Origin of the sequence: Pseudomonas bubulae (assembly GCF_900618535.1) — a bacterium.
Lineage (GTDB): Bacteria > Pseudomonadota > Gammaproteobacteria > Pseudomonadales > Pseudomonadaceae > Aquipseudomonas > Aquipseudomonas bubulae.
In genome coordinates this window covers 173,922-185,994 of the sequence record NZ_UYJA01000005.1, presented here as the reverse complement: position 1 = coordinate 185,994, position 12,073 = coordinate 173,922, and the positions used below count along the sequence as shown (strand labels likewise).

The following is a 12,073-nucleotide window of genomic DNA, read 5'->3' as shown; positions in this document are numbered from 1 at the left end:
TGTTCCGTGTTGATAAAACGATAAGAAGGGTAAAACGCCGGGGAGTTTAGCACGAGGGCCGCGTGCCTAAGCTAAACTGCGCACCTAAGCACTGGAGGCCATTATGCAAAACGCGCAGAACCTGATCTGGATCGACCTGGAAATGACCGGTCTGGACCCTGACAACGACGTCATTATTGAAATGGCCACCATCGTTACCGACAGCAACCTCAATACCCTGGCCGAAGGCCCGGTCATCGCCATCCACCATAGTGATGCCGTGCTGGCGCGCATGGACGAATGGAACACCCGCACCCACGGCGGCAGCGGCCTGACCCAGCGGGTCAAGGACAGCACCACCACTATGGCCGAAGCCGAAGCGCAGACCATCGCGTTTCTTGAACAGTGGGTACCCAAAGGCAAATCGCCGATCTGCGGCAACAGCATCTGCCAGGATCGTCGTTTCCTGTACACCCATATGAAAGCCCTGGAGAGCTACTTTCACTACCGCAACCTGGACGTTTCAACGCTCAAAGAGCTGGTTGCACGCTGGGCGCCGGAAGTACGCGACAGCCTGGTGAAAAAGGGTACGCATCTGGCGTTGGACGACATTCGCGAGTCGATTGCCGAGCTGCAACACTACCGCAAGCATTTCATCAAATTCTAAGCTGCCGTTGATCCCCCTGTGGCAGCGGGCTTGCTCGCGATGCAAGCGACTCGGTACATCTACCGAACCGCAGCGAAGCCGTCGCGAGCAAGCCCGCTCCCACAAAGAACAGTATTTGTTGCCCGCTTTTGGTGCCAATGCCAACTGAGAGTAGACTGCGCGCCTTCTTGCAAGGATCGCTGCCATGTTGCTGATGCTTTATTTAGTTGCCATTACTGCCGAAGCCATGACCGGCGCGCTGTCTGCCGGGCGTCGGGGCATGGACTGGTTCGGCGTGGTGCTGATTGCCTGCGTCACCGCGCTAGGCGGCGGTTCGGTGCGTGACGTCCTGTTGGGGCACTACCCGCTGACCTGGGTCAAACACCCGGAATACCTGGTACTGACCACGTTCGCTGCATTGGTGACGATCTTTATCGCGCCCTTGATGCGTCATCTGCGCTCGCTGTTTCTGGTGCTTGATGCCCTGGGGCTGGTAGCGTTTACCCTGATCGGCTGCATGACCGCGCTGGAGATGGGCCAGGGCATGCTGGTGGCTTCGGTGAGCGGAGTGATTACCGGGGTCTTTGGCGGCATCCTTCGTGACATCTTCTGCAACGACATTCCGTTGATCTTCCGTCGCGAGCTGTATGCCAGCGTTTCGTTTGCTGCGGCGTGGTGTTTCTTGTTGTGTACTTATCTGGAAATGCCCAACGAACAGGCGATTTTCGTCACCTTGTTCGGCGGGCTGCTGCTGCGTTTGCTGGCGATCCGCTTTAACTGGGAAATGCCCAAGTTCGTTTATAACGACGAGCATTAAGCAACTGTGGCAGCGGGCTTGGCTCAGGCCCGCTTGGCGTGTTGTGTCAGCGCCCACTCCACATGCTCGCGCACCAGCTCCGACGGGTAGTCACGCCGCGCATTCAGGGCTTCCAGCACCGGGATCGTCGACGGCGCATTACCCAGGCCCACAGCCAGGTTGCGCAGCCAGCGCTCGTACCCGGCCCGGCGTAGCGGCGAACCTTCGGTGCTGCTCAGGAATGTGTCTTCATCCCACATAAACAGCTCGGCCAAGCCGGCATTGTCCAGGTTATGCCGTGGCTTGAAGTCCCCTTCTGCGGTGGTGCGGGCAAAACGGTTCCAGGGGCAGACGATCTGGCAGTCATCGCAACCGAATACCCGGTTGCCGATCATCGAGCGCAATTCTTCAGGGATCGCGGTTTTCAGCTCGATGGTCAGGTACGAAATGCATTTGCGCGCATCCAGCACATAAGGCCCGACAAAGGCATTGGTGGGGCAGATGTCCAGGCAGGCGGTGCAGCGCCCGCAGTGTTCGGTTTCGTGGGGGGCGTCGACCGGTAGCGGCAAATCGACAAACAGCTCGCTCAGGAAGAAGTAGCTGCCCGCCTTGCGATTGAGCACCAGGGTGTTCTTGCCGATCCAGCCCAGACCCGCCTGTTGCGCGATGGCCTTTTCCAGTACCGGGGCGCTGTCGACAAAGGCGCGGAAGCCAAACGGGCCAATGTCCTTCTGGATGCGGTCGGCCAGTTGTTGCACGCGCTTGCGGATCAGCTTGTGATAATCGCGGCCCAGGGCATAACGTGAAACGTAGGCTTTTTCCGGTTGGGCCAGCAGCTGCGCCATATGAGTGTCACCGGGCAGGTAGTCCATGCGCAGGGAAATCACGCGCACTGTGCCGGGCACCAGCTCTTGCGGGTGTGAACGCTTGCTGCCGTGGGCGGCCATGTAGTCCATGTCGCCGTGGTAGCCGGCTTCCAGCCAGCGTTGCAGATGGTGTTCGTGTTCTCCCAGGTCGAGGCCGGCAATGGCGACTTGTTGAAAGCCCAACTCGCGGCCCCATTCCTTGATGGATCGGGCGAGAGCGGGGAGGTCGGCAGTAATAGCAGGCATGGGACAAGAGAAACCGGAGCTGAGATGCGTATAATTCTGCCAGACATCGGAGCCAAACACGCATGCCGCAGACCAAACACCTGTTAGCCGACCCCCAAGCCCTTAGCGCAGATAATCTGGCGCCACTACCTCGACGAGCCCCGAGCGCCCATAAAGGCCAGTTCGGGCATGTGCTGCTGGTGGGTGGCGATCGTGGATTTGGCGGCTCGATTACCCTCAGCGCCCAGGCTGCACTACGCTGTGGCGCTGGCCTGGTATCCCTGGCCACGCGCCCCGAGCACGTGCCTGCTGCGCTGGTGCGGGTGCCCGAGGTGATGGTGCTCGGCGTATCGTCGGCCAACCAGTTGATGGGCGTACTGGCGCAGGCTTCGGTGGTCGTGGTGGGGCCGGGTTTGGGGCAGGCGCCCTGGGGGCGCAGTCTGTTGTCGGCCGCGGCACAGGCAAAAATGCCGCAGGTGTGGGATGCCGATGCGCTTAATTTGTTGTCCAACGCAGTCATCACGCTGGCACCAGGGTCGGTGATGACCCCGCACCCGGGTGAAGCCGCACGCTTGCTGGGTATCAGCACCGGGCAGGTACAGGCCGATCGACCGGCTGCGGCCAGGGCGTTGGTTAAAAAATACTCAGCAGTGTGCGTCCTTAAAGGTGCAGGCAGTCTGATTGCAGGGCTCAATGGCGAGTTGGCCATTTGCAGTCACGGCCATCCGGCAATGGCTACGGCCGGTCTTGGGGATGTGCTGGCAGGCGTGATCGGCGCGCTGCTGGCTCAGGGGTTGGGCGCTTATGACGCCGCATGCCTGGCGGTGTGGCTGCATGCCCGCGCCGGTGAGCAACAAGGACAATTGGGTCGTGGGCTGGCGGCCAGTGATTTGATTCCAGCCATTCGTCAGTTGTTGGAGGAACACGCACCGTGCACGAAATAACACTGCAACTGGCCGACGAAGAGGCCATGACCGCATTTGGCGCGCGCCTGGCCACTGTCACTCAAGGTCACGGCCTGATTTTTCTCGACGGCGACCTGGGTATGGGTAAAACCACCCTGTCACGTGGCCTGATTCGCGGCCTTGGTCACACGGGTTCGGTCAAAAGCCCGACCTTCACATTGGTCGAGCCCTACGAGATTGGCGATATTCGGGCCTTCCACTTTGACCTGTATCGGCTGGTCGATCCGGAAGAGCTGGAATATATGGGGATTCGCGATTATTTCGACGAAGACGCCCTATGCTTGATCGAGTGGCCCGATAAAGGTGCAGGCTTTTTGCCAAAGCCTGACCTGACCATTACCATTAGGCCGCATAACACCGGGCGTTTGCTGACGCTGACGCCCCAAGGTTCTCGTGGCGAGTCTTGGTGTGCCGCATTGGCGCCGGAATACAAATAATGATGGGGTTTGGTATGCGCTTTCGCGCGTTAGCAAGTGTGGTGGGTGTGTTGCTCAGTGTCATGGCATTCAATGCTGTGGCCGCAACCCAGGTCAAGAGCGTGCGTCTATGGCGGGCGCCGGACAACACTCGACTGGTTTTTGATCTTACCGGGCCGGTGCAGCACAGTGTGTTTACGCTGACTGCACCTGATCGTCTGGTCATCGACATCAATGGCGCGACCCTGGGCGGGCCGCTGAATGTGCAAACAGCCAATACGCCAATCACCAGCATGCGCTCGGCGCAGCGTACCCCCACCGACCTGCGCGTGGTTATCGACCTGAAAAAGGCCGTGACCCCGAAAAGTTTCGTTCTGGCGCCCAATGCCCAGTACGGCAACCGCCTGGTGGTCGACCTGTATGACCAGGGCGCCGATCTGGCGCCAAGCCTGCCGGCCACCAACGTGGCAACGGTGCCGGTGGTGCCGGTGACGCCCGCGCAACCCGACGTTAAATTGCCGCCGATCCCGAGCGGTAAACGCAGCGTGGTGGTGGTGATCGATGCCGGCCACGGCGGTGAAGACCCGGGGGCCTCGGGCTCGGCTGGCCAGCGTGAAAAAGATGTGGTGTTGGCGATTGCCAAAGAACTGCAGCGCCAGATCAACGGCATGAAAGGCTTCAGGGCCGAGCTGACGCGTACCGGCGACTACTTTATCCCGCTGCGTGGCCGCACCGAAATCGCCCGCAAGAAGGGCGCCGACCTGTTTGTCTCGATCCACGCCGATGCGGCGCCGTCCAAGGCTGCCTTTGGTGCTTCGGTGTTTGCCCTGTCTGAACGCGGCGCGACTTCCGAGACGGCGCGCTGGCTGGCCGACAGCGAAAACCGCTCCGACCTGATCGGTGGCGCAGGCAACGTCAGCCTCGATGACAAGGACCGCATGCTGGCGGGTGTATTGCTTGACCTGTCGATGACCGCGTCGCTGACCTCCAGCCTCAACGTCGGGCAAAAAGTGCTGAGCAACATAGGTCGGGTCACCCCGCTGCACAAGCAGCGCGTGGAGCAGGCCGGGTTTATGGTGCTGAAGTCGCCGGACATTCCGTCGATTCTCGTCGAGACCGGGTTTATCTCGAACTCCAACGAAGCGTCCAAGCTGGCTTCGAGCAGTCACCAGCAAGCGCTGGCCCGTTCGATCAGCAGCGGCGTACGCCAGTTCTTCCAGCAAAATCCGCCGCCGGGCACTTATATCGCCTGGCTGCGTGACACCGGCAAAATCGCCCAGGGTGCCCGCGAACACACGGTTCGTCCCGGCGAAACCCTGGCGATGATCGCTGTACGCTATCAAGTGGGCGTGGCGACATTGCGCTCGAGCAACAGCCTGAAAACCGATGAGTTGAAGGTCGGCCAGAACCTGAATATTCCGGCAACTGCCCTGGCGGCACAGTAATGAGTGATGAAGCATTGAGCAGCAGCGCGCGGATTGAATTGCTCAGCCCGCGCCTGGCCAACCAGATCGCTGCGGGCGAAGTAGTTGAACGCCCGGCTTCGGTGATCAAGGAACTGCTGGAAAACAGCCTCGATTCGGGTGCCAAGCGCATTGATGTGGACGTGGAGCAGGCCGGGATCAAGCTGCTGCGGGTACGTGACGATGGCAGCGGTATTTCCAGCGACGACTTGCCGTTGGCGCTGGCCCGTCACGCCACCAGCAAGATTCGTGATCTGGAAGACCTTGAGCGGGTGATGAGCCTGGGCTTTCGCGGTGAGGCGCTGGCTTCCATCAGCTCCGTGGCGCGCCTGACCCTGACCTCGCGCACCCGTGGTGCCGATCAGGCCTGGCAGGTCGAGACCGAAGGCCGCGACATGGCGCCCCGGGTTCAGCCGGCTGCGCATCCGGTGGGCACCTCGGTTGAAGTGCGCGACCTGTTTTTCAACACCCCGGCACGGCGCAAATTTCTCAAAACCGAAAAGACCGAATTCGATCACCTGCAGGAAGTGATCAAGCGCCTGGCGCTGGCACGTTTTGATGTGGCGTTCAATTTGCGCCACAACGGCAAGTCCATCCTCAACCTGCACGAAGCCCGCGACGATACTGCCCGCGCCCGGCGTGTGGCGGCCGTGTGCGGCTCCGCGTTCCTGGAACAGGCAATGCCCATCGAGGTTGAACGCAATGGTTTGCACCTGTGGGGCTGGGTCGGTTTGCCGACTTTTTCCCGCAGTCAGGCGGACTTGCAGTACTTCTATGTCAATGGCCGCGCGGTACGCGACAAACTGGTGGCCCATGCGGTGCGCCAGGCCTATCGCGATGTGCTGTTCAATGGTCGCCACCCGACCTTTGTGCTGTTCTTTGAGGTCGACCCCTCGGTGGTCGACGTCAACGTTCACCCGACCAAGCACGAAGTACGCTTCCGTGACGGGCGCATGGTGCATGATTTCCTCTATGGCACTTTGCACCGTGCTCTGGGTGACGTTCGCCCCGAAGACCAACTGGCCGCACCAGCGCCGGTGCCCGGGGCCGAGCGCCCGACGGGGCTGGATGCTGGCGAATTCGGCCCGCAGGGTGAAATGCGTCTGGCGGCTAATGTGCTGGAGCAGCCGCAGTCGGCCCCGTCACCGCATGTGGCAGGTTCGGGCGCTGGTGCGGGCTATCAGTACCAATACCGTCCGCAGTCCTCCGCGCCCCCGGTGCCCGTCGAAGAAGCGCGCAATGCCTATCGCGAGTTTTTCGCACCATTGCCTGAGGCCAATGCCGCGCCTCTGCCGGACGGGCAAGGTGATATTCCGCCGCTCGGCTTTGCTCTGGCCCAGCTCAAGGGCATTTATATCCTCGCGGAAAACGCCCAGGGGTTGGTGCTGGTGGATATGCACGCGGCCCATGAGCGGATCATGTATGAGCGTCTGAAAATCGCCATGGCCAGTGAAGGCCTGAGTGGTCAGCCGCTGCTGGTGCCGGAATCGATTGCGGTCAGCCAGCGGGAAGCCGATTGCGCCGAAGAACACGCCGAGTGGTTCCAGCGCCTGGGCTTCGAGTTGCAGCGCCTTGGCCCGGAAACCCTGGCCATCCGCCAGATCCCGGCCCTGCTCAAGCAGGCCGAGGCCCAGCGACTGGTTCACGACGTACTGGCCGACCTGATGGAATACGGCACCAGTGACCGGATCCAGGCGCACCTCAACGAGTTGCTCGGCACCATGGCCTGCCACGGTGCGATCCGCGCCAATCGCCGTTTGGCGATCCCGGAAATGAACGGTCTGTTGCGTGACATGGAAAACACCGAGCGCAGCGGTCAGTGCAATCATGGTCGTCCCACCTGGACCCAAATGGGCCTGGACGACTTGGACAAACTCTTTTTGCGCGGTCGCTGATGACAGGTTCCAACGCTTTACCCCCGGCTATTTTCCTGATGGGGCCGACGGCCGCCGGCAAGACCGACCTGGCCATCGAGCTGAGCAAGGTGCTGCCGTGCGAGCTGATCAGTGTCGACTCGGCGCTGGTCTATCGCGGCATGGACATCGGCACTGCCAAGCCGTTGAAAGAAATCCTGGCGGCTCACCCGCATCAGTTGATCGACATTCTCGACCCGGCCGAGAGCTATTCGGCGGCCGATTTTCGTCGCGATGCGCTCAAGGCCATGGCCGAGATCACGGCGCGAGGCAATATCCCGCTGCTGGTGGGCGGCACCATGCTCTATTACAAGGCACTGATTGACGGCCTGGCCGACATGCCTCCGGCGGACCCCGAGGTGCGCGCGCAGCTTGAAGAAGAGGCGCAGCGCCTTGGCTGGCAGGCCCTGCACGACCAGTTGGCAGCCATAGATCCGGAGTCTGCCGCGCGAATTCACCCCAATGATCCGCAGCGTCTGACCCGGGCGCTTGAGGTTTATCGGGTCAGCGGCATGAGCGTGACGGCCCATCGGCAAAAACAATCTGAACAAACGACTAAAGCAGCGGCTTCTGGGCACAGCCAATTGCCCTATACTGTCGCAAATCTGGCCATCGCTCCGGCGAACCGTCAGGTGCTGCATGAGCGAATTGCACTAAGATTCGGGCAGATGCTGGAACAGGGGTTCATTGACGAGGTCATAAACCTGCGCAACAGAAGTGACCTGCATGCCGGGTTGCCGTCTATACGTGCAGTGGGTTACCGCCAAGTCTGGGACTACCTCGACGGCAAGCTGACAGCGGCCGAGATGCAGGAGCGCGGCATCATAGCCACGCGCCAGTTGGCCAAGCGCCAGTTCACCTGGTTGCGCAGCTGGAATGATTTGCATTGGCTTGACAGTCTGGACTGCGACAATCTGCCACGAGCCTTGAAATACCTGGAATCGGTCTCCATATTGAGCTGAGTCTTGGCAAATGCCGTCTATCCTATGGATGTGGCGACAGCGGTCATCTAATTTTTGTTTCTATTTTTTATCCTTACAGGAGTGCGGCATATGTCAAAAGGGCATTCGCTACAAGACCCTTACTTGAATACTTTGCGTAAAGAGAAGGTTGGCGTTTCCATCTATCTGGTCAACGGGATCAAGCTGCAGGGGACCATCGAGTCTTTCGACCAGTTCGTGATCCTGCTGAAAAACACCGTCAGCCAAATGGTTTACAAGCACGCAATTTCGACAGTCGTACCAGTACGTCCAATTCGTCTGCCTAGCGCAACCGAATCGGATCTGGCAGACGCTGAACCAGGTAATGCCTAAATAGGAGCATCCTTTGTTCTTTGAGCGCCACGGTGGTGGTGAGCGAGCGATCCTCGTTCACTTGGAAGGACAGGACCCTGAGGCGCGCGAAGATCCGCAGGAGTTCCAGGAGTTAGCTGTGTCGGCTGGCGCCGATACCGTCGCGTTTTTTAACGTGCCGCGTCATCGGCCATCGGCCAAATACCTGATTGGCAGTGGCAAGGTCGAGGAGTTGCGCGATCTGGTCAAGGCCGAGAAGGTCGACATCGTGATTTTCAATCACGTACTCACGCCCAGTCAGGAACGTAACCTCGAACGTGTTTTCGAGTGTCGCGTGCTTGACCGTACCGGGCTGATTCTCGATATCTTCGCTCAACGCGCCCGTACCCATGAGGGTAAGCTGCAAGTCGAACTGGCTCAGCTTGACCACATGAGCACGCGTCTTGTACGCGGCTGGACTCACCTTGAGCGTCAAGGTGGCGGCATTGGCATGCGCGGGCCGGGTGAAACCCAGCTCGAAACCGACCGCCGACTGTTGCGTGTGCGCATCAGCCAGATCAAAGCCCGTCTGAAAAAAGTCCGCAGTCAACGCGAGCAGTCCCGTAGAGGGCGTCAACGCGCCGATATTCCTACAGTGTCGCTGGTGGGCTATACCAACGCCGGTAAATCCACGCTGTTCAACAAGGTCACCGGCTCTGACGTCTTTGCCGCCGACCAGTTGTTCGCCACGCTAGACCCGACCCTGCGCCGCCTTGATCTGGGCGACCTGGGGCCGATCGTGCTGGCCGACACCGTGGGCTTTATTCGTCATCTTCCGCACAAGCTAGTTGAAGCATTCCGGTCTACGCTCGAAGAGTCGAGCAATTCCGATCTGCTGCTGCATGTGATCGATGCGCACGAGCCTGAGCGCATGGCGCAGATCGAGCAGGTGATGGTGGTACTGGGCGAAATCGGTGCGCAGGACTTGCCGATTCTCGAGGTCTACAACAAAATCGATTTGCTTGAAGGTGTCGAGCCGCAGATCCAGCGTGATGCCGATGGCAAGCCGCAGCGGGTCTGGTTGTCGGCCCGTGATGGTCAAGGGCTGGAGTTGCTTGAGCAGGCCATCGCCGAGTTGCTGGGCAATGATTTGTTCGTGGGCACCTTGCGCTTGCCGCAACGTTTTGCTCGACTGCGTGCACAGTTCTTCGAACTGGGGGTTGTGCAAAAAGAACAGCATGACGATGAGGGCTCCAGTCTGTTGGACGTACGCCTGCCGCGATCCGAGCTCAATCGCTTGGTCAGCCGCGAAGGGATGCAGCCGCTGGAATTCATCGAAGAACACACTTTGCAATAAAAGCCTCGCAAAGCGGTCGTGCCGCTGTGATAGGCATTCTGTAGCATTGGTCGGCGCGCCGTGGGCGCGTCTTTGCTTTATCAGATGGAGAGCGCTATGGCTTGGAATGAGCCGGGTGGCAACTCGAACAATCAAGATCCTTGGGGTGGCAAACGCCCTAAAAATGGCGACCGCAAGGGGCCACCAGATCTCGACGAGGCCTTCCGAAAGCTGCAGGAAAGCCTGAATGGGTTGTTCGGTGGTGGGAAAAAACGTACTGGCGGCAGCGGCAGTGAGGGTGGTTCGAATGGCAAGGGCGCCGGCTACGGTCTGCTCGGCATCGGCCTCGTCGTGCTGGCGGCTGCCTGGCTTTACAGCGCCGTGTATGTAGTCGATGAGCAGGAGCAAGCCGTGGTGCTGCGCCTGGGCAAGTACTACGACACCGTTGGGCCGGGCCTGAATATCTACTTCCCGCCGTTCGACAAAAAGTACATGGAGAACGTGACGCGTGAGCGTGCGTACACCAAGCAGGGTCAAATGCTGACTGAAGACGAAAACATCGTCGAAGTGCCGCTGACCGTGCAGTACAAGATCAGCAACCTGCGCGACTTCGTGCTGAATGTTGATCAACCGGAAGTCAGCTTGCAGCAGGCGACCGACAGCGCCTTGCGTCACGTCGTGGGTTCCACGTCGATGGATCAGGTGCTGACCGAAGGCCGTGAGCAAATGGCCGTGGAAATCAAGGAACGCCTGCAGCGTTTCCTCGATACCTACAAGACCGGTATCACCGTGACCCAGGTCAACGTACAGAACGCAGCCGCACCGCGTGAAGTACAGGAAGCCTTCGATGACGTGATCCGTGCCCGAGAAGACGAGCAGCGTGCCCGCAACCAGGCCGAAAGCTATGCCAACGGCGTTGTACCGGAAGCACGTGGTCAGGCCCAGCGCATCATCGAAGATGCCAACGGCTACCGTGATGAAGTGGTTTCCCGCGCCAAGGGTGAGGCTGACCGCTTTACCAAACTGGTTGCCGAGTACCGCAAAAATCCTGAAGTGACCCGCGACCGTCTGTATCTGGACACCATGCAGGAAGTCTTCAGCAACACCAGCAAGGTACTCGTGACCGGTAACAAAAACGGCCAGAGCAACCTGCTTTACTTGCCGTTGGACAAAATGATCGAAGGCCGTAATGGCAGCACCCCGGCAACGGGTTCGGCAGCCGCAGCGAGCAATACTGATTCCGGCTCGCACGTCAGCACGGATCTGCCGCCACAACCGCGCACTAGGGAGAGCCGCTGATGAGCAATAAATCGCTGGTTGCCCTTATTGTTGCTGTTGTCGTGGGGATCGTTGCCTGGAACAGCTTCTACATCGTCTCGCAAACCGAGCGTGCGGTACTGCTGCGCTTTGGCCGTGTGGTCCAGGCTGACGTTCAGCCGGGCCTGCATGTGAAGATTCCTTACGTCAACCAGGTGCGCAAGTTCGACGCCCGCCTGATGACGCTGGACGCGCCGACTCAGCGTTTCCTGACGCTGGAAAAGAAAGCGGTCATGGTTGATGCCTTCGCCAAGTGGCGTGTGAAAGATGCCGAGCGCTTCTACACCGCAACTTCGGGCATGAAACAGATTGCTGACGAACGTCTGTCGCGTCGTCTGGAATCCGGTCTGCGTGACCAGTTCGGCAAGCGCACCCTGCACGAAGTAGTGTCGGGTGAGCGTGATGCGTTGATGGCTGACATCACTGCATCGTTGAACAAAATGGCTGAAAAAGAGCTGGGCATTGAAGTGGTCGACGTTCGCGTCAAGGCCATCGACCTGCCAAAAGAAGTAAACCGCAGCGTTTTCGAACGTATGAGCACCGAACGTGAGCGTGAAGCACGCGAGCATCGGGCCAAGGGTAACGAACTGGCAGAAGGCATTCGTGCTGACGCCGACCGTCAACGTCGTGTTCTGCTGGCTGAAGCTTATCGTCAGTCCGAAGAAGCACGCGGTGATGGCGATGCCCAGGCAGCTTCGATCTACTCCAAGGCTTATGGCCAGGATCAGGAGTTCTACAAGTTCTATCGCAGCCTGCGCGCTTACCGCGAAAGCTTCGCGAGCAAGAACGATGTGCTGGTTCTGGACCCAAGCAGCGATTTCTTCCGCTACCTGGAAAAATCCAAGCCTTCACAGCAGTAAAAGCGCTTCAAGCCTGTGGG

At 59.6% G+C, this 12,073-nt stretch carries 12 protein-coding genes; 11 read left to right on the top strand and 1 reads right to left on the bottom strand.

Annotation, left to right across the window (positions count from 1 at the left end; all coding sequences use genetic code 11):
• The first annotated feature begins 103 nt into the window (after positions 1–103).
• Both orn and PPTH39_RS18185 read left to right on the top strand, forming a co-directional pair.
• A complete protein-coding gene (gene orn, locus PPTH39_RS18190) occupies positions 104–646 on the top strand; it encodes an oligoribonuclease (RefSeq protein WP_086799078.1) in 543 nt (180 codons plus the stop codon).
• Positions 647–830: 184 nt separating this feature from the next.
• Entirely contained in the window at positions 831–1,442 is a 612-nt protein-coding gene (locus PPTH39_RS18185; protein WP_019826256.1) for a trimeric intracellular cation channel family protein, read from the top strand.
• A gap of 23 nt (positions 1,443–1,465) precedes the next feature.
• Here PPTH39_RS18185 and queG read toward each other — a convergent pair whose 3' ends face one another.
• Positions 1,466–2,533: a tRNA epoxyqueuosine(34) reductase QueG gene (queG, locus tag PPTH39_RS18180; protein ID WP_095020195.1), complete on the bottom strand. Its 1,068-nt coding sequence runs from the start codon at positions 2,531–2,533 to the stop codon at positions 1,466–1,468.
• A 62-nt stretch (positions 2,534–2,595) separates the two neighbouring features.
• Here queG and PPTH39_RS18175 point away from each other — a divergent pair, with 62 nt between their 5' ends.
• The 9 genes from PPTH39_RS18175 (at position 2,596) to hflC (ending at position 12,053) form a co-directional block, all read left to right on the top strand.
• Positions 2,596–3,456, top strand: a complete 861-nt coding sequence (locus PPTH39_RS18175) for an NAD(P)H-hydrate dehydratase (RefSeq protein WP_095017682.1) — start codon at positions 2,596–2,598, stop codon at positions 3,454–3,456.
• Positions 3,444–3,914, top strand: a complete 471-nt coding sequence (gene tsaE, locus PPTH39_RS18170) for a tRNA (adenosine(37)-N6)-threonylcarbamoyltransferase complex ATPase subunit type 1 TsaE (RefSeq protein ID WP_016783300.1) — start codon at positions 3,444–3,446, stop codon at positions 3,912–3,914. The genes PPTH39_RS18175 and tsaE overlap by 13 nt, the downstream gene beginning before the upstream one ends.
• A 2-nt stretch (positions 3,915–3,916) precedes the next feature.
• Positions 3,917–5,338 (top strand): N-acetylmuramoyl-L-alanine amidase, encoded by a 1,422-nt coding sequence (locus PPTH39_RS18165; RefSeq protein ID WP_198417412.1) that lies wholly within the window; start codon positions 3,917–3,919, stop codon positions 5,336–5,338.
• Between the two features lie 14 nt (positions 5,339–5,352).
• Positions 5,353–7,251, top strand: a complete 1,899-nt coding sequence (mutL, locus tag PPTH39_RS18160) for a DNA mismatch repair endonuclease MutL (RefSeq protein ID WP_165446536.1) — start codon at positions 5,353–5,355, stop codon at positions 7,249–7,251.
• Complete coding sequence (gene miaA / locus PPTH39_RS18155) at positions 7,251–8,231, top strand: tRNA (adenosine(37)-N6)-dimethylallyltransferase MiaA (protein WP_130872273.1); 981 nt, start codon at positions 7,251–7,253, stop codon at positions 8,229–8,231. The genes mutL and miaA overlap by 1 nt, the downstream gene beginning before the upstream one ends.
• Before the next feature lie 90 nt (positions 8,232–8,321).
• Entirely contained in the window at positions 8,322–8,582 is a 261-nt protein-coding gene (gene hfq, locus PPTH39_RS18150; protein WP_016783304.1) for an RNA chaperone Hfq, read from the top strand.
• 13 nt (positions 8,583–8,595) lie between these two features.
• Positions 8,596–9,897, top strand: coding sequence for a ribosome rescue GTPase HflX (hflX, locus tag PPTH39_RS18145; protein ID WP_095000953.1), 1,302 nt, complete (start codon positions 8,596–8,598; stop codon positions 9,895–9,897).
• 96 nt (positions 9,898–9,993) lie between these two features.
• Entirely contained in the window at positions 9,994–11,175 is a 1,182-nt protein-coding gene (gene hflK / locus PPTH39_RS18140; RefSeq protein ID WP_095000954.1) for an FtsH protease activity modulator HflK, read from the top strand.
• Positions 11,175–12,053 carry a protease modulator HflC gene (hflC, locus tag PPTH39_RS18135; protein WP_095000955.1) on the top strand — a complete coding sequence of 293 codons (879 nt, stop codon included), beginning with the start codon at positions 11,175–11,177 and terminating at the stop codon, positions 12,051–12,053. Before hflK ends, hflC begins: the two co-directional genes overlap by 1 nt.
• The last annotated feature ends 20 nt before the right edge of the window (positions 12,054–12,073 follow it).

Coding starts and splice junctions, on each gene's coding strand:
- hfq (WP_016783304.1), top strand. CDS start 8,322: ATGTCAAAAGGGCATTCGCTACAAGACCCTTACTTGAATACTTTGCGT.
- orn (WP_086799078.1), top strand. CDS start 104: ATGCAAAACGCGCAGAACCTGATCTGGATCGACCTGGAAATGACCGGT.
- hflK (WP_095000954.1), top strand. CDS start 9,994: ATGGCTTGGAATGAGCCGGGTGGCAACTCGAACAATCAAGATCCTTGG.
- queG (WP_095020195.1), bottom strand. CDS start 2,533: ATGCCTGCTATTACTGCCGACCTCCCCGCTCTCGCCCGATCCATCAAG.
- PPTH39_RS18165 (WP_198417412.1), top strand. CDS start 3,917: ATGGGGTTTGGTATGCGCTTTCGCGCGTTAGCAAGTGTGGTGGGTGTG.
- PPTH39_RS18185 (WP_019826256.1), top strand. CDS start 831: ATGTTGCTGATGCTTTATTTAGTTGCCATTACTGCCGAAGCCATGACC.
- PPTH39_RS18175 (WP_095017682.1), top strand. CDS start 2,596: ATGCCGCAGACCAAACACCTGTTAGCCGACCCCCAAGCCCTTAGCGCA.
- miaA (WP_130872273.1), top strand. CDS start 7,251: ATGACAGGTTCCAACGCTTTACCCCCGGCTATTTTCCTGATGGGGCCG.
- hflC (WP_095000955.1), top strand. CDS start 11,175: ATGAGCAATAAATCGCTGGTTGCCCTTATTGTTGCTGTTGTCGTGGGG.